A 17,849-nucleotide genomic window follows, 5' to 3' on the forward strand; every position below is an offset into this window, starting at 1 on the left:
AATGACCGGGCGGGTTCGATTGCGCGCATTGAGCCTGTGCTTGCTATCCAGCATCGCGGGAGTTGCCGCGGCCGATGACTATTTGTCGATGGATCTTGAGCAGCTGCTGCAAGTCAATATCACCGGCGTGACCTTGCGCGATGAATCGCTCAAAACCGTGCCTTCCGTTGTAACGGTATTTACCCGCGAGCAGCTGGATACCTTGGGGCTGGATTATTTGTTTGAGTTGATGCGCTTGGTGCCCGGCTTTCAGGTTAACCGTGTTGCGGATAACCCATTGAATTACACCTTCAGCGCGGCAGGGCGGCGCACCGGTAGCCGCGCACGCGAAGTGGCATTGGTGGTGGATGGCCGGTTGTTCGTTGACCCCCGTTCCAGCGGTGCCGACAGTGCTTTTGCATTATTTCCACTGGCCAATATCGAGCGGGTGGAAATCATTCAAGGGCCGGGTTCCGCCATTTACGGTTCAGGTGCATTTACTGGCGTGATCAACATTGTGAGCCGCCGCAGCGGTAACGCGGTCAGCGTGATGGCGGGCAGCGACCAACGGCGCAAAGCGGATCTGCATGTTAACCATGCGCAGGGCGATTGGCAGTTCAATCTGTTTGCCCATGCCTATGAAGATCAGGGGCAGGAATATCGCTTGGCCAGTGGCCTTGATACCCGTGACCCACGGCAGGAATTGGGGGTGGATGTAGGGCTTGCCTATCGCCAAACCCGCGCTCAACTTACCTGGTTCCGCCTGAGAGCGGACGATTTTTATGTGCTCGAAAAAGTGTTCAACGACTTTAATCATTTCCAGCCCCAGTATCGTCATTTCATGCTGGAGCAGGGCTTTAACCCGCGTGCCAACTGGCAGACCAAATTAAGTTATCACTATCAAAGTGATGATCAGGATTTACATGCGCTGCTGTCACCTGCGGGTGCTTTGACATCGGTCAGCCAACCGGCCAGCGATGATCCGGTGCTCACCAAAGTCAATTTTTTTGCGGAGGCGCATAAGCTTGCCTTGGCTAACGATGTGTCGCTGAGCGATGAGGGCAGTGTGCAATTTGGCCTTGAATGGCTGCGCGCCAAAGAAGTGGATGCCAAGGCCTATACCAATTTCAATTTGGCGCAGATCGTCAATCGCCAGTTTCCGGTGGCGTATTACGGTAATTTCGATAATTTCACCGTGGTAGAGACTGCCACCCGCCGCGATACCGCCAGCGCTTACGCCCAATGGTTGCAAGAGCTGGGGTTTGATACCCGCCTGACCTTGGGGGTGCGCTATGACCATTATGAAAACATTGGCGATCACCCCAGTCCGCGCTTGGGGCTGGTACATCAGTTGAACGAACAACACAGTATCAAATTGCTTTACGGCGAGGCGTTTCGCGCGCCGTCATTTGCGGAAACCCATCTGACTAATAACCCGTTTATTCGCGGCAATCCGGATCTAGACCATGAATTGGTCAAAACCTGGAATCTGGTGTGGGTGGGGATGTGGCAAAACACCAGCCTCAATCTGGCCGGTTTTTACAATCGCTATGAGGCACCGATCATCTCCGGGTTGGACGAGATAGGCGCGCGTTCTTACATCAACAGTAATGATCAGCAGAGTAGGGGTGTCTCTTTGGATATCAAGCAACAGCTGGGCGAAAACTGGTTAATGCGCCTGAGCCTCACCCGTTTTTCCGACCTGCCCGATTCCGCCTTCGCTGAAACAGATCGGCTAGCTGCATATATACTTAACTACCATAAGGGCGCATGGAATTTGAACGTATCGTTCAATTATCAAGGGGAGCGGGAGTACCTTCGAACAGCCAATGAGCGCGAGCAGATGGGTTCCTATTGGTTGGCCAATAGCCAGTTGAGTTATGAATTGACCAAAGGCACACGGATCAAACTCACAATCAAAAACCTTATGGATGAAGCATACGCAAGTCCACCGCAGGGTGCGGGAATTATTGGGGGGATTCCCAATCGCGGCCGGGAGTGGGGAATGGGCATTGACTGGCGTTGGTGACCAACATGCGCGACCCCGTTCAGGTACAGGAAGGAGGCATTATGCCGACTAAAAAGTCACGTTATCGATCATCTATAAACTACGTTGCCGCTACCAGTGCGTGGATTTTTACGTGCATTCTGGCCAACAGCAGCCGCGCCAGTGAAGATCTGACTTACCTCGACCTGAGCCTTGAACAGCTTCTTGAGGTGCCAGTTACTGGCTCAACCCTGACCGAAGAATCACTCAAAACTGTACCTGCCTCGGTGTCGGTATTTACCCATGATCAAATTAGCCGTTTGGGGGTGGATTACCTTTACGAGTTACTCAGCCTGGTGCCGGGTTTCCAATTTGATCGCAACTCCAGCTCTGGTGTGGCTTATACCTATAGCGCCCGTGGGCGGCGCAGCAGCCAGCAATCGCTGGAAGTGTTGTTGTTGATCGATGGCCATGTGGTCAATGATCCGCGCGCAGGCAGTCCGGATATTACAGTGCCTCTGTATCCCCTGGCACAGGTTGAGCGCCTTGAAGTTATCCGTGGCCCCGGTTCAGCCATTTACGGTAGTTCTGCCTTCAATGGTGTGATCAATATCGTCACCCGCAAGCAGCAAAAATCCATCGCACTGGCCTATGGTTCACAGCAGCGCAGGCAATTGGAAAGCCTCTGGTCGGGAACATTAAATAGCTGGGCAGTGGATGGTTTCATTCAGGCTTACAAAGACCATGGTGATGATTTTGTCTTGCAGGATAGTTTTAACCTCAAACCCATTGCCACAAGTGATCCGCGCCAACAGTTCGCGGCAAACCTGGCGCTTGCGCGCGAAAAGACCCGCGTTGCCTTGTCTTACTCGCGCACCAAAACCGCCGATTTTTATCAGTCAGATAACACCGGCAACAACTACAACGCCAATGACCGCACGCTTTGGCATCTGGCGCTGGATCAGGACTTTGAATGGCTGGCTAACACCCGTTCAACGCTTGCCCTGAGTTACCAACAGTTTATTTACGATTTCAATTTATTCCTGGCCGGCCCCGGCCAACTTGCGGCAGTGAGCAACCCCAGCAGTGCTGAACCCTTTAAAGGCGATGCACGCCTTGCTGGCGAGAGCTGGCATATCACCTTCAGTAATGATTGGGCGATCAATGCCGATGCCAGTGCCCAATGGGGTGTGCAACTGGCGCGCAACGAAGAAACCGATGCAAGTGCGGTCGGTAATTTTGATTTGGAGCAGCTTATCCAACGGCGCTTTCCAATTACCTATTATGGCGACCAGGGCAAAACCTTTCCTTTGGGCAATGAAAGCTCACAAGACAATATCGGGATTTACGCCCAGTATCTGCGCAACCTGCGCGCCACTACGCGGCTTACGCTGGGTGGGCGTTACGATGAATATCCCGATATCACTGGCCGTTTCAGCCCGCGTTTGGGTTTGGTTGAACAGCTGAATGATACCTACAGCCTCAAGTTGTTATACGGCGAAGCCTTCCGGGCACCCACATTGACCGAAACCGGTTTGATGAATAACCCCGTGTTGCTTGGCAATCCAGACCTGACCCATGAAATTGTCAAAACCTGGGATCTTATTTTGATGGGCAACTGGCAAGCCACCAGCCTGAGTATCGGTCTTTTCCAAAACCGTTACGAAAAACCAATTGAAACGGTTTTTACTACCACTGGCCGTACCTATGGCAATGGCGACAGGGAGCAGAGCCAGGGCATTGAGTTGGAATGGCTACAGGAGATTTCCTCGCACTGGTCATTGCGCACCACTTACACCCGGATGGATTTGCCCGATTCCGCCGCGCGTGAGGCAGAGCAATTAGCCTCGGTAGAATTGAATTATGCGGCCGAGCGCTGGAACTGGAATCTGATGGGTTTTTATCAAGACCAGCGCAACAACCCTATTACTGACAGCACCTGGAATACACTCGATGATTTTTGGGTACTGAACTCCCGCTGGCGCTATGAAATGAAACGGGGATACAACCTGACGCTGACAGTAAAAAATCTCACCAACAGCGATTATTCCACCCCTTCCCAAAGTTTGGGCAAACCGCAAGGCATTCCTAATCGCGGGCGGGAATTGAATGCGGGGATTGAGTGGAGGTTTTGATCTGCTGCGAACATGGTCACTCCCGCAAGAGTTCTTCACGAATCACTGGTCATCTGAATCCTGTGAGGGGGCAGAGGCGGGCTTGCAGAAAACATGAATAAAACTGGTGATTTTTAGGTTTAGCGTGAATAATACTAATAATAAAGGCGAATCCCTCACCATCTTTCTCTCTTCCAAATGGAGGGAGTCATAACCCTGTTTGCAAAAAGGGCGCAGCGCAGCCGGGGGGGATTTGTTGTTGGAGATTCATTACCCCCGGAAACAACCATGATCGAAATCCGTCACCTGAAAACCCTTATCGCCCTGCGTGAAACCGGCAGTTTGGTGGAGGCTGCCGAGCGTTTGTTCCTGACCCAATCGGCACTTTCACATCAGCTAAAGGAATTGGAATCACGTCTGGAGTGCGAGCTGTTTATCCGCAAGAGCCGCCCGTTGCGGTTTAGTGAAGCGGGTAAGCGAATTTTGCAGTTGGCTGATGAGGTAATTGCCAAAGTCAGTGAAGCGGAGCGCGATGTAAAAAAACTCGTGCACGGTGAAGCGGGGCGTTTGTACATGGCGATTGAGTGCCACAGTTGTTTCAACTGGTTGATGCCGACCATCGATATTTATCGCAACCAATGGCCGGGAGTTGAGTTGGACTTTTCCGGCGGATTTACGTTTGAACCACTACCTGCCTTGGCGCAAGGCGATATCGATTTGGTGATTACGTCGGATCCGTTACCGATTAAAGGTGTGGAGTATGTGCCGCTATTTGGCTACGAAATGCAAATTGCGATCGCCAATAATCATGCATTGATCGAGCGGTCTTTTTTACAGCCGCACGATTTGGTTGAACAAACACTGATTACATATCCGGTTGCGCGTAATCGCTTGGATATATTTAAACAGTTTTTAGAACCAGCGCAGTGCGAGCCTAAAGCTGTGCGGACATCGGAACTCACATTAATGATGGTGCAATTGGTCGCCAGTGGGCGCGGTGTATGCGCGTTGCCGAATTGGGTGCTGGCGGAATATGTGCAGCAAGGGCTTATCAGTGTGCGTTCTGCCGGCGCAGAAGGAATATGGCCGACCCTTTATGCGGCAGTGCGTGAAGAACATTTATTATCTCCATTCGTGCAAGATTTTTTGCAGTTGGCCAAAGCGCATTGTTTAAAGCATTTACAGGGTGTCATCCAGATTGGTTAAAGTGGAAATGTAATGGTGGTGCGATAGTTTTCAAGCAATGAAGCTAATTTTGAAAACTGCGGCCCGACTGCAGACTTAACCATGTAGCCTGCAATATTTTCGCGATAAGCGCGGGATTTATCAGAGTCGGCATCTGACGTGGTTAGCACAAAAATAATAGAATCTTGCAGTACTTCATCCTGTCGAACTTCTTGTAAAAATTCAAAGCCGTCCATGCGCGGCATATTAAGATCCAGCAAAACAATGTAAGGTTTTTCTATAGTGAGTTCACTATGGTGTTCTCGTAATATCTCCAACGCTTCAATACCATCGCGCGCCAGAGTGATGGGAAAATCCATTGCATGTTTACGCAAACTGCGCACGACAGATTCTGCGGCGACATCATCGTCGTCGACAATCAGGATGTTGACTTTAGTAGGGTTATTCATCGATATCTTTCCTCGCAAAACGTGGCCACCATACATGGAAACTACAGCCTTTACGGTCAGTGTTGCTGATAAGCTCAATTTGTCCGCCGTGGCTTTCAGTTAAACGCTTGGCCAATGCAAGGCCAATTCCGCTACCGTTGGAAGAATTGTTGCCCAATGTTTGGAACAAACGAAATACGCGTTCTTGCGCGGTAACGGGAATGCCGGGGCCGTTATCGCTCACTTTAAATAAACAGTAACTGCCGCTGGCTTCTGCACTGATAGTAATACAGGGATCAACCCCGGTGTGATGTTTAAGTGCGTTAGAAAATAAATTGCGCAGTACAGTCTCCAGGGGAATTTTGGCAGCATAAATTTCGCCGATGTGAATGTCCTGCTGTATGTTGAAATGCGCGGGAACCGGATGCAGCTCAATAATTTCCGCAATCAATTCACTCACATTAATCGCGCTGGATTCCTTGGCTTTTTTTCCGGCGCGGGCATACAGTAATAAATCCTCAATCAACCGCTCCATACGCCCGATACGAAGACGGATGCGTTCAATATTTTTGCTGACGGCTTCAGGTACTTGCTCGCCTAAATCTTCATTAATCCATTCAACCAAATCACTAATGCCACGCAGTGGCGATTTCAAATCATGAGAGGCAACGTAAGTAAATTCTTCCAAATGAGCATTGGCTTGTTTCAGATTAAGCTCCAGTCGTTTGCGCTCGGTGATATCGGTGACAACGGCAAGTGTCAGGTTTCCTGCATCACTTTCTACCGGGCTTAAACCAATTTCGATGGGAATTTCGGTTCCGCTTTTGTGGCGGCCAGTAAGATCCCGCCCCAGCCCCATTGCGCGTAAGCTGGGTTTTTGTACGTAGCCTGCGCGCAGTTTTTCATGGCCAGCACGGTAGCGTTCGGGCAATAAAATATCCATGGATTTACCCAGCAGTTCCTCTTTGGTGTACCCAAAAAGAGTGAGCAAGCTTGGGTTGATCAGTTGGATAATGCCTTGCTCATCGACGAGTAATTGGCCATAAGGTGATGCCTCAATCACCTTGGCTAATCGCTCCTCCAATTGTTTGCGGCGAGTGATGTTAACTATAGTGGCAACAATAAACTGTTCGTTGTCGGCAATCAGGGAGCGCAAACCAATTTCCAATGGAAATTCACTGTTGTCTTTGCGTTTGCCGTACAGATCACGCCCTGCACCCATATAACGCGTCGATGGTTGGTCGATGTAACTTTGCCGCAATGTAGCGTGGTTGCCGCTGAATCGATCGGGTAGCAATGTGTCAACCGATTGGCCTAATAGTTCGTTGCGTGAATATCCGAACAGGCGCTCCGCTTCCGCATTCAGATAGCTGATGCGTCCATCCTGATGTGTGACAATAATCCCCGCAGGTACTGCATCCAGCAGCTCCGGAATGTAGCCGGGCTGGCTATCCTGATAGTTATGTTGATGACGGCTCTGGTGGCTATCCTGTGGTGGCATCTGGTAACTCTCCCTCTGGTAAACATCCTCATACGGCCACAATTGTGTGCAATCAGTGCGGACCAAACTGATCTATCTGGTTTTTAGTATAGGTGCATTCCCGGGCGTTGGTAGGGGTAATGAAAAAGAGTATTTTTTCAGAGTGTTTAGCAATAAAAAGAATAATTATTTGCTGTTTTTGTGTTGTTGCGGATGATGAGGAAACCAATAAAAAAACGCCAGCGAAAATGCTGGCGTTTTAGGGATGGCGGAGCGCCCGATCTTAAGACAATGCTTTTAACGCAGCATCATAATTCGGTTCGTGGGCAACTTCACTGACCAGCTCGGTGTGCAATACTTTGCCTTCTGTATCCAACACAACAACAGCTCTTGCAGTCAATCCGGTCAGTGGGCCGTCAACCAGTTTTACGCCGTAGTCGCTGGCAAAGTTGGCGCGGAATGCAGATGCAGGAATAACCTTGTCCAGACCTTCTGCACCACAGAAACGTGCAAGTGCGAAAGGTAAGTCTTGTGAAGCGCATACGACGACGGTGTTATCCAAAGCGCTGGCTTGAGCGTTAAACGTGCGGACAGATTGTGCACAAGTTGGAGTGTCAACACTGGGGAAGATGTTGAGAACAACACGCTTGCCAACCAAATCGGCAGAAGAAACTTCTGATAAATCTGTCTTGACCAGTTTGAACGCGGGAGCCTTGCTGCCAACAGCAGGCAAGTTACCGTTAGTGTTGAATGGGTTTCCTTTGAGAGTCACCGTTGCCATAAAAATACTCCTGACCTTGTGTGTGATTTGTGCGTAAAAATACTCAGTGAAGCCTAGTTGATGGTGGCGAAAAAGGGAATTGCAATGAGTGCCATCGGGAAAAAATCTTTCTGTAATAGTGATTTGTTCAATTTTTACCGCATTTGTACAGTGAAAAGACAATTGGTTGTGGCCGTGCGGTCGATGGGTTTTGACGGATGTTTGGCTGCCAGTCAGTTGGCTTGGCTGTTGTGGGGTGCGGTTGTGGTGGCGATAGATAAGCGGATAAATTCCGCCTTGCATTGGTAAGGTAAAGTGATGATAATGCGCGCCTCTTGCATCGGTCGGCCTGAAACACAGGCAAAGCTGAAGCGAGCTGCAATGGTGATCTAGCCGGTCCCCTCGCAATAATGATCTGTGAACCCCGCCAGGCCCGGAAGGGAGCAACGGTAGCAGTAAGTTATGTGCCGGGGTGTGGCTGGTTAGGTCGCCACCCAACCCTCTGCAAAACTCCCTTTTTCTCACGCACCCAGTATGGGTTTCTTCTTTAGTCGCTGGGCTCCTTTGGTGTCTATTTTTGGCATTGGTCGCTATAATCGCCGCCTGATTTTTTGCCTGTATTGATCGCCCTTTATCAAATACAGCTCAAATAAAGCCACTTTGGAATCGAGAGCAGCAATCGGCATGAGTTATCAAGTCCTGGCGCGTAAATGGCGTCCTCGTATTTTCCGTGAAATGGTAGGGCAGGAGCATGTCCTGCAGGCGTTGATCAATGCGCTTGATCACAATCGTTTGCATCATGCTTATTTGTTTACCGGCACCCGTGGTGTGGGTAAAACGACTATCGCTCGGATCCTCGCCAAGTGCCTGAACTGTGAGACCGGCGTCAGCTCTGAGCCTTGTGGCCAATGCAGCAGTTGCCGCGAAATTGCCGAAGGCCGTTTTGTTGATCTGATTGAAGTGGACGCGGCTTCACGTACCAAAGTAGAAGATACCCGCGAGCTACTGGAAAATGTCCAATACGCACCGACCCGCGGCCGTTATAAGGTTTACCTGATCGACGAAGTGCACATGCTCTCCAACAGCAGTTTCAACGCACTGCTGAAAACTCTGGAAGAGCCACCACCACACGTCAAATTTCTGCTCGCGACAACCGATCCGCAAAAATTGCCGATGACTATTTTGTCGCGCTGTTTGCAATTCAATCTTAAAAACATGAATCCTGAACGTATTGTCCAGCACCTGAAATTCGTGTTGGGCGAAGAATTGGTTCCGTTTGAAGAGGCGGCGTTGTGGCATTTAGGGCGCGCTGCGGATGGCAGTATGCGCGATGCAATGAGCCTGACCGATCAAGCAATCGCATACGGTTCGGGCAAAATTACCGAAGTTGAAGTCAGTACCATGCTGGGTACGATCGACCAAACAGCGGTGTACGACATTGTTAATGCATTGGCATCGCTTGATGGCCGTGCGGTATTAGCTGCCGTAGAGAGAATGTCCGAGCAAGCGCCTGATTACGCGAATGCTTTGGCCGAAATGCTGGCTGTGTTGCATCGCATCGCGATTGCGCAAGCGTTGCCCGAAGCGGTAGATAATAGCCATGGCGACCGCGAGCGGATTATGCAGCTTGCCCAACAATTGCCATCGGAAGATGTGCAATTGTTTTATCAAACCGCCTTGCTAGGTCGTCGCGATTTACCCTTGGCACCCGATGCCCGCGCCGGCTTTGAAATGGTGCTATTGCGGATGTTGGCATTCAAGCCGCAAGGCGTAACCGATGTGCCTACACAGACTTTGCCGCAGGGACAACAGCCTAAAGTCGTACAAGCTCCTCCCGTCGCTAATCAAATTTCGGGCGTTAACCAAACCCCAGTTGTTAATCAGGTTCAAAGCGTTAGCCAAGCTCAAGGAGTTAGTCAGGCGCCTGTCATTAATCAGACTCCTGTCATTAATCAGGCTCCTGTCGTTAATGCTCCAGTAACGGCTCCAGTTGTTGCTCCTGTACCGGTCGTGGAAACTCCCGCCCAGATTGCTACCAGTCCTGCATCCCATAGGCCTCCCGCAGAAGAGCCACCGGTAATGGATACGGCTTACGACAGCGTTCCCGATGACGAATACGCTGAATATGCCCAGGCACCTGCGTACTATGATGTTCCTGCCACTGAATCTGCGGCTGTAACACAAGAGGTAAGCCAGCCAAAAAAGCCTGAGGCGGCGCTGCCGCCGGTTGTTGCTGCGCCTGAGCTACCGCCTGCTGCCAAAACTATACGCAAGGTGCCTTATGAGCAGGCTACACCGGCTGACTGGACAGATATTTATGTGGGTTTGGGCGTGACTGGTATTTTGCAAAGTACAGTCGCGAACTGTCAGATGACAGGTCGGCAGGGTAATGAATTTTTCTTTGTACTGGATGAAACCAACAGCACGCTTTTCGATATAAGTCATGAAAAGCGCCTGCAAGATTTATTGGTCGATTATTTTGTCGAGCAAGTCAAAGTACGTATTCAGATTGGTAAAGTGACAGCGGAAACTCCCGCGCAAATGGCGATACGTTTACGCGCAGAGCGCTTGGATGATGCCATCAAGTCAATTAAAAATGATCCTGTAGTACAGCAATTAATCGCACAATTTGGTGCGACGCTAAACGAAGAAAGTATCCAGCCAATTTAACGATGCACGTCAGTTATTGTGAAGTAGGAGAAACGTTATGAATGGTCTCGGCGATTTAATGAAACAAGCGCAACAGATGCAAGCCAACATGCAAAAAATGCAGGAAGATTTGGCAAAAGCAGAAGTGAAGGGTGAAGCGGGCGCTGGCTTGGTCAGTGTGGTGATGAATGGTCGTCACGATGTAAAACGTGTTCATATCGACGCAAGTTTGATGAGCGAAGATAAAGAGATGTTGGAAGATTTATTGGCTGCAGCGGTGAATGATGCAGTGCGCAAAGTAGAAAGCCAAAGCCGCGAGCAAATGGCGAAAATGACTGCCGGTATGGGAATTCCGCCGGGTTTTAAAATGCCATTTTAAGACGATGAGCCTTCGTATTAAAAACAATTAGCCAATTCATATTCAGTAAAGTGCACATACATGTTTAGCCCGCTTATCGATGAACTCATGGCATCCTTGCGTTGCCTGCCCGGTGTTGGACCAAAATCAGCGCAGCGTATGGCACTGCATTTGTTGGAGCGTGACCGCACTGGAGCTGAGCGGCTTGCGCAGAGCTTGCATCGCGCTGTTGAAGGTGTCGGGCGCTGTCAACGCTGCCGCACGTTAACCGAGCAAGCGCTTTGTGGTATCTGCGCTAATACTCGCCGCGATAACAGTTTGTTGTGCGTCGTGGAAACACCGGGTGATGTATTGGCAATTGAACAAGCGGGTACGTATCAAGGTAAATATTTTGTGTTGCTCGGCCATTTGTCGCCTATCGATGGAATAGGCCCTGAAGATATTGGTGTGGATCAATTAATTACACTGCTGCAACAAGAGTCCATCACTGAAGTGATTTTGGCAACCAACCCTACCGTGGAAGGTGAAGCCACTGCTTATTACATCAGCGAGCGTGCTAAAAATCTGAATGTCACTGTTTCACGTATTGCCCACGGTGTCCCACTCGGTGGCGAGTTGGAGTTCATTGATGGCGGCACGCTTGCTCACGCATTTTCCTCTCGTAGAAGTTTATAACCCCGATGTTAATTCCTAGTGAACCGATTTGGATTGATCAGGATGATCAATTGCAAGAACTTTGTAATCGCTGGCGTGCACAAGCGGCGATTGCTGTTGATACAGAATTTATGCGCAGTGAAACGTTTTATCCGATTGCCGGGTTGTTGCAAATTGGCGATGGAAAAGGCTGTTATCTGATTGACCCTTTGGCTATCCGGAATCTGGAACCACTGCGCGAATTAATGTTGGATGATGCTGTAACGAAAGTATTGCACTCCTGTTCTGAAGATCTTGAAGTATTTCAGCGTTGGTTGGGCTTGGTGCCTGCACCGATATTTGATTCCCAAATTGCCGCGGCATTCGCGGGTTTGGGATTTAGCTTGGGTTACTCATCGCTCGTCAAACAGTTGCTGGAAATTGATATTCCAAAAGACGAGACGCGTTCAGATTGGGTGCAGCGACCGCTTAGTGCGTCACAGTTAAAATATGCGGCGCTGGATGTTGCGCACATGTTGATTGTCTACGGAAAATTATTGCAATTACTCAAATCCAATGAGCGTTTGGAGTGGGTTAAAAGTGATTGCGCCGATGTAGTCGGGAATGCACGCAAGCCAGATGATTACAATGATGCTTATCAAAAAGTCGGCTTCGCGTGGAAACTGCGCCAACAAGAGTTGGCGATCTTGCAACGTTTGTGTATTTGGCGGGAAGTTGAAGCGCGTGCGCGCAACATTCCGCGCAATCGGTTGATTAAGGAATCGGCCCTGTGGGAAATTGCACGTAAGAAAATTCAGGATATTTCACAGCTTGCCAAAGTGGCCGATATTCCCTCGCGCACATTAAAAAATGATGCGGAAACGATACTGCATATTGTGAGTGATGCGCTTCTGTTGGATGAGTCAGCTTGGCCTGCACGGCTCGACCCTCCGCTTGCACAGAGCGAAGGCCCGCTGATGAAATCGTTAAAAAGCTGGGTGCGAGAGTTTGCTGAACAGGCAAATTTACCGGCTGAAATTTTGATCCGCAAAAAAGATTATGAATTTATTGTGCGCTCGGGAATGAAAACAGGTGAATATCAATTGCCTGCACGTTTATTGGGGTGGCGTTTTGTATTAATTGGTGAGCAGTTGTTGCGTATTGCACAAGCTCAAGCTGACAAGAGCGAAGCTGTTTAGTGGTGTGCGTAACTGCGTGGAAGTACTTATTTAGATGCACTTGTTTAGATGCACTTGCTTGAATGTAGCGACTCAATAGAAAGATATTCAATATGAAAATTATTTGTGAAATTTATCGCAGCCCAAAAGAAGAGGGTATGTACCTCTACGTGAAGAAAGAAGAGGGGTTGAGCAAGGTGCCGGACGAATTATTAAAAATGTTCGGCAAACCCCAGCAAGCGATGGTGTTGCTGTTGACTCCAGGCAAAAAACTCGCCTATGCCAGTGTAGAAAAAGTGGCTGAAAATTTGGAAGAGAAAGGATTTTATTTGCAGATGCCCCCGCGCGGCGATCGCGATCCGGATGCAGAGCGCGTGCGTGCACTTAACTCAAAATTATCTGGCCGTTGATTCTGGCAGGCCAACCATTTAATCGATCAAGCAACGGCACTTTTTATGGCAGTACGGGTTTTTTGGTTAGAAAAAACGCTCGCACAGATGTCGGCAGAGGAATTTGAATCTCTTTGCGATGGCTGCGGCAAGTGTTGCTTGCATAAATTGGAAGATGAAGATTCGGGCGATGTCTACTACACCAAAGTGGCTTGCCGCTATCTGGATCATGACACTTGCCGCTGTCAGGAATACACTGATCGCCAGCGTTTGGTAGAAGCCTGTGCCGTGTTGACGCCGGAAAGTGTTGGCGATACCTATTGGTTGCCTGAAACCTGCGCCTATCGATTAGTGGCTGAGGGAATTCCGCTGTTTGATTGGCATCCTCTGGTATCAGGTGATCCTGAATCTGTGCATACAGCAGGTATATCGGTACGTGGACGTGTTGTGCATGAAAACACAGTCAATCAGGATGACCTGGAAGATTATGTCATTCGTTGGGTTAATTAAGGGCAGTGCTTAAGGGCATTACCCGTTTTAAGAGTATCCGCTGGAGGAGACTGATTAATGGAAAATATGACCGACTATCAATACGCGTGGATGATGTACCTTATTGGTGCGGTAGGTTGCAGTCTGGCAGCCTGGTTGTTATTCCGTCGTGCCGGCCGAGCCTGGACACATTTTATTGTTATCACCGTAATGGTTCTTCTGTTTACGCCTTACGCGATTGATCCGGAAACCATGACGATGGCGCCCGCGATTTACACGCTGGTATTTGGGTATTTTGAGGGCGGCTTTGTTGCAATCAAGCCTGTTATCAAGTTAATGCTGGGGTTGTGGGCGGGCGCCTTGGTGTTGTCCCTGCTTTATCAACTATTGACGCGTGCAAATGCACGCCCTGCTGTACGGCATGAATCTTCTGCGGGGTATCGTCAATCCGGTAGGGATGATGAGTATGCAGAAAGCGCTTATTACGCCAATCGCAAATTAACGCGCGAGGAGCGAATTGCACGTGATGAGCTGTTGCATGAAGAACCAATCCGTGCGATTCGCTGACTAAAATCCAACATACTATGTTTCTCACAAAAGCCAGCTTTTTGCTGGCTTTTGTGTTTTCTAGCGCACTGTTTTATTGAGGTTTACCTGCGCCATTTGGGATTCGGCAGTACCCAAAATGGCGAATTGACTGTTTCCTGCTATAACTAAGAGCAATATTGGCCACTATAAATTGCTAATGCCCCTGCGCAGCAATGTTTTTATGGGAACCTCCATGCGACAGTTAAACCGTCTGGTTATTCAATTTTTTATTGTTGGTTGTTTGTCGTCCATTGCTTTGGCGACCATGGCAAACGAACTGGCAAAACCACTGCCAGCAGATGTCAGGGTCATTATTGATATCTCTGGCAGCATGAAAAAAACAGATCCAGAGAATTTACGTAAACCCGCCGTGGATTTGATTGCGCGCTTGATGCCTGACAACAGCAAAGCAGGCTTATGGACATTCGGCCAGTCGGTCAATATGTTGGTTCCTCATCAGGTTGTTGACCAATCCTGGCGTAATCTGGGTGCGCAAAAATCAGCAAGCATCAACTCTGTCGCCATGTTTACCAATATTGGTACTGCCTTGGAAAAAGCGACAGAAGATTATGAAACTCCTTCTGCGGATTATCGCCGCAATATCATTTTACTGACTGACGGTGTAGTGGATATCAGTCAGGAAGCTGTAGTGAATCTCAATGAGCGCAAACGTATTCTTACTGAATTGCTGCCGCGCTTAAAAGAAGCTGATTACCGCATTCATACCATTGCGTTATCCAGCGATGCGGATCAGGAGTTGATGAAAAAGTTATCGATTGCCACTGACGGCATTTTTGAAGTGGCCGATACTGCCGATGAATTAATGAGTACCTTCCTGCGCATTTTTGATCAAGCCGTACCCGCTGAACGTGTGCCTTTGGATGAAAATGGTTTTCTGGTGGATGCCAGCATCAAAGAATTTACGGCATTGATTTTTCGACGCGCTGAAGTGCCAGCTACGGTCATTATTGCGCCAGATGGTAAGGAGTACAGCACTACTGACCCTAAAAATAACGTCAATTGGTATCGCACCGACAAATACGACCTGATTACGGTTCAGCAACCCTTGGCTGGCCAGTGGAAAGTCAAAACTGAAATGGCTCCCGGAAGCCGTATTACTGTGGTCAGTAACTTGCAATTGGTGATGCAACCGCCCAAAAGCAATCTTCGCTCCGGGCAGGTATTGGAATTGGTTTACTCATTTCAGGAAAATGGCAGCACCATCACCAATAAAGATTTTCTTGGGTTGTTAACAGCAAAAGCTTTGGTGAGTAGTCGTGGTTCGGTTGAAACACGCGAAGTTGATTTGACCCTTCCCGCTCCCGATGATGGCATTTTCAAACATGAACTGGCCGGCTTTGAGGAGCAGGGTGAGTACGATATTTCTGTCTTGGTTGACGGCAAAACCTTCAAACGCGAATACATCCACCATCTCAATATCACAGATTCAGCATTTGTTCTGGAAAAAACCCAGGAAGAAAAAGACGGTAAAAAAACCTGGATCTATCGTTTGGGGGCTGATCTTGAAATAGTGGATGTGGCAAATACCAAGGTCATTGCCGTCATCACTGACTCCAAAGGCAATAATTTGGAGCGGCAGCTCAATACCATTGGAAACTCTCGCTGGGAGTTTTCATTTGCGCCACTGCAACCGGCGCGTTATGACATAACGCTTAAAGTCGAGGGGCTGCAAATAGATGGCAGCCCACTCACCGAAACCATCAAGGCCGACCAGTTTTATTATCCTGATGAAGCAACTGCATTAGGCATCCAAACACAAAGCTCTGCTGCATCGTCGGTAGCCAGTGAGCCAGTTGTTGAAGCAGAGGCTGCGCAAGAGGAAGACACGTCAAGTAATCTTTGGATATATGTGGCGCTGGGCGTCGGTAATTTATTGGTGCTGGTATTGGGATATTTCGCTTATCGCTTGATTGCAGGCAAGGGCAGTAAAGATGAGCTGGCAGAAATTGAACAAACTCTGGCAACCAATCCGGCCGCTGGCACTGCCGCTGCGGTTATGCCGATAGATGTTGCCGACGATAACCAAATGATTCCGATGGAATCGTCGGAAATGAGCATGCCCGACGACCTTATGGCCGATAACCTGTTCCCGTTGGATAATATGGAAGAGCCCAAAGACAAAACCTGATCCAGCGCAAGGTAATTTTTTCGTGTCACCCGCTAGTATTTCCCCGTGTGTTTTTGAAATCCAACTACCAGAGCATTTTGCTCTGGTGGATCGCTTCTATCGCTCCCAGGGTTACAAAGTGAAATGTGCTGCCAATGAGCGCGTTTACACCCAGACCCATCAAGGTGAAGGCTTTGTTGCGGCGGCGCGCCTTGTACCGCAGCAGTCCGGACATTACTGGCTGCGCAATTTGTTAGTGAAGGATGTCTGGCGAGGTCAGGGACTGGCAACAGGATTAATGCGTTCAATGCTGCAGGATATAGCTCCGCAAGGATGTTACTGTTTTGCGTTGCCACACCTGAGCGTGTTTTACGAGGATTTGGGTTTCATCCATGAGCCTGCCGATTGTCCTGATGAAATTGTCCGTAAATTCCAGACATACCGTTCGCGTGGTCGGGATTGGCTGCTTATGGGGTATCGGGAAATGTCTTTATCTAACCCATAGGCAAAAGCTAATGGCACGCAGGTGAATGCCTGACTATAGTCTTTTCAAGTAATACTTTTTTGAACTAATACATTAAAAATCAATCTGTTAGTTCATTGGCTTTGTTTTATTTATATCGTTGACTAAGGAGACACTATGAATATTGATATTGGAATTTCCCAGGCGCACCGTGAAGAAATTGCCCAGGGGTTGTCCCGCTTGTTGGCGGACACCTACACCCTCTATTTGAAAACCCATAACTTTCACTGGAATGTCACCGGGCCTATGTTCCAGACCTTGCACTTAATGTTTGAAACCCAATACAACGAGCTGGCGCTGGCTGTGGATTTAATTGCCGAGCGTATCCGTTCTCTGGGATTCCCGGCACCGGGTACTTACAAGCAATATGCGGCCTTGAGCAGTATCAAAGAGGAAGAGGGCATTCCTGTGGCAAAAGATATGATCCGTTTGTTAGTGGAAGGGCAGGAAGCAGTAGTCCGCACTGCGCGCTCGCTCTATCCATCAGTTGAAGCCGCCAGTGACGAAGCGACAGCAGACCTGCTGACCCAGCGTATCCAATTACACGAGAAAACTGCCTGGATGTTACGCAGCCTGCTGGAATAAGCATGGGCTGATCTTGCCTAGGTAGTAAAAAGGGAGCACCCGTGTGCTCCCTTTTTTATTGGGATTTTTATGGGCAAAAATTGCACGTACAAGTTGAAAATTTTTCCTAGAACGCGAATAAAAAAAGATGAGACGAGCGCATCAAGTGAGGTTTTTAAGGTGAAAGTAACCTTCATCTATTAGTTTAAGTCATTGAAAGTAAATGATTTTATTAGATATACGGATAAAAAGAGCTTATCTGAACTTCCCATGTTTGAAGGGGTTGGGTTATTCGGACGCGGATGGTCTTGCAAACTTGTAATTATGCGCCGGGATCTAGAGAGATAGCTGTTTGATCCCATTCAAAAACAAAGCAAGACCAGTGTAGTAACTGGCTAGGGAGCTCCAGTCGGCGGC

17 protein-coding genes and 1 other RNA gene are annotated in these 17,849 nt (G+C 48.9%); 15 read left to right on the top strand and 3 right to left on the bottom strand.

Features of this window, described 5'->3' with window-relative positions; all coding sequences use genetic code 11:
- Position 1: 1 nt before the first annotated feature.
- From B2739_RS14695 to B2739_RS14705, 3 genes are all read left to right on the top strand, one after another.
- Positions 2 to 2,008 (top strand): TonB-dependent receptor, encoded by a 2,007-nt coding sequence (locus B2739_RS14695; protein WP_331346597.1) that lies wholly within the window; start codon positions 2 to 4, stop codon positions 2,006 to 2,008.
- A gap of 5 nt (positions 2,009 to 2,013) precedes the next feature.
- On the top strand, positions 2,014 to 4,101 hold the full coding sequence (locus tag B2739_RS14700; RefSeq protein ID WP_331346598.1) for a TonB-dependent receptor: 2,088 nt from the start codon (positions 2,014 to 2,016) through the stop codon (positions 4,099 to 4,101).
- 267 nt (positions 4,102 to 4,368) lie between these two features.
- Complete coding sequence (locus B2739_RS14705) at positions 4,369 to 5,286, top strand: LysR family transcriptional regulator (RefSeq protein WP_331346599.1); 918 nt, start codon at positions 4,369 to 4,371, stop codon at positions 5,284 to 5,286.
- Here the strand turns inward: B2739_RS14705 and B2739_RS14710 are convergent.
- Positions 5,283 to 5,714, bottom strand: a complete 432-nt coding sequence (locus B2739_RS14710) for a response regulator (RefSeq protein ID WP_331346600.1) — start codon at positions 5,712 to 5,714, stop codon at positions 5,283 to 5,285. The genes B2739_RS14705 and B2739_RS14710 overlap by 4 nt on opposite strands.
- The gene (locus B2739_RS14715; RefSeq protein WP_331346601.1) at positions 5,707 to 7,194 is read right to left on the bottom strand and encodes a PAS domain-containing sensor histidine kinase; all 1,488 of its coding nucleotides are present in this window, start codon (positions 7,192 to 7,194) and stop codon (positions 5,707 to 5,709) included. The genes B2739_RS14710 and B2739_RS14715 overlap by 8 nt, the downstream gene beginning before the upstream one ends.
- Positions 7,195 to 7,313: 119 nt before the next feature.
- Here B2739_RS14715 and B2739_RS14720 point away from each other — a divergent pair, with 119 nt between their 5' ends.
- On the top strand, positions 7,314 to 7,436 hold the full coding sequence (locus tag B2739_RS14720) for a hypothetical protein (protein WP_331346602.1): 123 nt from the start codon (positions 7,314 to 7,316) through the stop codon (positions 7,434 to 7,436).
- Positions 7,437 to 7,456: 20 nt separating this feature from the next.
- On the opposite strand, the gene tpx is transcribed toward B2739_RS14720, so the two are convergent.
- Complete coding sequence (gene tpx / locus B2739_RS14725) at positions 7,457 to 7,954, bottom strand: thiol peroxidase (RefSeq protein ID WP_331346603.1); 498 nt, start codon at positions 7,952 to 7,954, stop codon at positions 7,457 to 7,459.
- 370 nt (positions 7,955 to 8,324) lie between these two features.
- Between tpx and ffs the strand changes: the two genes are divergently transcribed.
- The 11 genes from ffs (at position 8,325) to B2739_RS14780 (ending at position 17,453) form a co-directional block, all read left to right on the top strand.
- Positions 8,325 to 8,420, top strand: an RNA gene (ffs, locus tag B2739_RS14730) — signal recognition particle sRNA small type.
- Positions 8,421 to 8,617: 197 nt separating this feature from the next.
- On the top strand, positions 8,618 to 10,603 hold the full coding sequence (gene dnaX, locus B2739_RS14735; protein WP_331346604.1) for a DNA polymerase III subunit gamma/tau: 1,986 nt from the start codon (positions 8,618 to 8,620) through the stop codon (positions 10,601 to 10,603).
- 37 nt (positions 10,604 to 10,640) lie between these two features.
- A complete protein-coding gene (locus B2739_RS14740) occupies positions 10,641 to 10,961 on the top strand; it encodes a YbaB/EbfC family nucleoid-associated protein (protein ID WP_331346605.1) in 321 nt (106 codons plus the stop codon).
- A gap of 60 nt (positions 10,962 to 11,021) precedes the next feature.
- On the top strand, positions 11,022 to 11,615 hold the full coding sequence (gene recR, locus B2739_RS14745; protein WP_331346606.1) for a recombination mediator RecR: 594 nt from the start codon (positions 11,022 to 11,024) through the stop codon (positions 11,613 to 11,615).
- A gap of 5 nt (positions 11,616 to 11,620) precedes the next feature.
- Positions 11,621 to 12,772 (top strand): ribonuclease D, encoded by a 1,152-nt coding sequence (gene rnd, locus B2739_RS14750; protein WP_331346607.1) that lies wholly within the window; start codon positions 11,621 to 11,623, stop codon positions 12,770 to 12,772.
- A 92-nt stretch (positions 12,773 to 12,864) separates the two neighbouring features.
- Entirely contained in the window at positions 12,865 to 13,161 is a 297-nt protein-coding gene (locus tag B2739_RS14755; RefSeq protein WP_331346608.1) for a YcgL domain-containing protein, read from the top strand.
- 45 nt (positions 13,162 to 13,206) lie between these two features.
- The gene (locus tag B2739_RS14760) at positions 13,207 to 13,650 is read left to right on the top strand and encodes a YcgN family cysteine cluster protein (protein WP_331346609.1); all 444 of its coding nucleotides are present in this window, start codon (positions 13,207 to 13,209) and stop codon (positions 13,648 to 13,650) included.
- Positions 13,651 to 13,707: 57 nt separating this feature from the next.
- Positions 13,708 to 14,196 carry a hypothetical protein gene (locus B2739_RS14765; RefSeq protein ID WP_331346610.1) on the top strand — a complete coding sequence of 163 codons (489 nt, stop codon included), beginning with the start codon at positions 13,708 to 13,710 and terminating at the stop codon, positions 14,194 to 14,196.
- Between the two features lie 214 nt (positions 14,197 to 14,410).
- Positions 14,411 to 16,366: a vWA domain-containing protein gene (locus tag B2739_RS14770; RefSeq protein ID WP_331346611.1), complete on the top strand. Its 1,956-nt coding sequence runs from the start codon at positions 14,411 to 14,413 to the stop codon at positions 16,364 to 16,366.
- 22 nt (positions 16,367 to 16,388) lie between these two features.
- Positions 16,389 to 16,850, top strand: coding sequence for a GNAT family N-acetyltransferase (locus B2739_RS14775; RefSeq protein WP_331346612.1), 462 nt, complete (start codon positions 16,389 to 16,391; stop codon positions 16,848 to 16,850).
- Positions 16,851 to 16,985: 135 nt separating this feature from the next.
- Positions 16,986 to 17,453 (top strand): Dps family protein, encoded by a 468-nt coding sequence (locus B2739_RS14780; protein ID WP_331346613.1) that lies wholly within the window; start codon positions 16,986 to 16,988, stop codon positions 17,451 to 17,453.
- Positions 17,454 to 17,849: the final 396 nt, after the last annotated feature.

Source organism: Cellvibrio sp. UBA7661, assembly GCA_002483365.1.
Taxonomy (GTDB): Bacteria; Pseudomonadota; Gammaproteobacteria; order Pseudomonadales; family Cellvibrionaceae; genus Cellvibrio.

Excerpts from the sequence above, each read along its gene's own strand:
- tpx (WP_331346603.1), bottom strand. The coding sequence starts at position 7,954 with ATGGCAACGGTGACTCTCAAAGGAAACCCATTCAACACTAACGGTAAC.
- B2739_RS14720 (WP_331346602.1), top strand. The coding sequence starts at position 7,314 with ATGAAAAAGAGTATTTTTTCAGAGTGTTTAGCAATAAAAAGAATAATT.
- B2739_RS14710 (WP_331346600.1), bottom strand. The coding sequence starts at position 5,714 with ATGAATAACCCTACTAAAGTCAACATCCTGATTGTCGACGACGATGAT.
- rnd (WP_331346607.1), top strand. The coding sequence starts at position 11,621 with ATGTTAATTCCTAGTGAACCGATTTGGATTGATCAGGATGATCAATTG.
- B2739_RS14780 (WP_331346613.1), top strand. The coding sequence starts at position 16,986 with ATGAATATTGATATTGGAATTTCCCAGGCGCACCGTGAAGAAATTGCC.
- B2739_RS14755 (WP_331346608.1), top strand. The coding sequence starts at position 12,865 with ATGAAAATTATTTGTGAAATTTATCGCAGCCCAAAAGAAGAGGGTATG.
- B2739_RS14700 (WP_331346598.1), top strand. The coding sequence starts at position 2,014 with ATGCGCGACCCCGTTCAGGTACAGGAAGGAGGCATTATGCCGACTAAA.
- B2739_RS14715 (WP_331346601.1), bottom strand. The coding sequence starts at position 7,194 with ATGCCACCACAGGATAGCCACCAGAGCCGTCATCAACATAACTATCAG.
- B2739_RS14765 (WP_331346610.1), top strand. The coding sequence starts at position 13,708 with ATGGAAAATATGACCGACTATCAATACGCGTGGATGATGTACCTTATT.
- B2739_RS14740 (WP_331346605.1), top strand. The coding sequence starts at position 10,641 with ATGAATGGTCTCGGCGATTTAATGAAACAAGCGCAACAGATGCAAGCC.
- B2739_RS14695 (WP_331346597.1), top strand. The coding sequence starts at position 2 with ATGACCGGGCGGGTTCGATTGCGCGCATTGAGCCTGTGCTTGCTATCC.
- B2739_RS14760 (WP_331346609.1), top strand. The coding sequence starts at position 13,207 with ATGGCAGTACGGGTTTTTTGGTTAGAAAAAACGCTCGCACAGATGTCG.
- recR (WP_331346606.1), top strand. The coding sequence starts at position 11,022 with ATGTTTAGCCCGCTTATCGATGAACTCATGGCATCCTTGCGTTGCCTG.
- dnaX (WP_331346604.1), top strand. The coding sequence starts at position 8,618 with ATGAGTTATCAAGTCCTGGCGCGTAAATGGCGTCCTCGTATTTTCCGT.
- B2739_RS14705 (WP_331346599.1), top strand. The coding sequence starts at position 4,369 with ATGATCGAAATCCGTCACCTGAAAACCCTTATCGCCCTGCGTGAAACC.
- B2739_RS14770 (WP_331346611.1), top strand. The coding sequence starts at position 14,411 with ATGCGACAGTTAAACCGTCTGGTTATTCAATTTTTTATTGTTGGTTGT.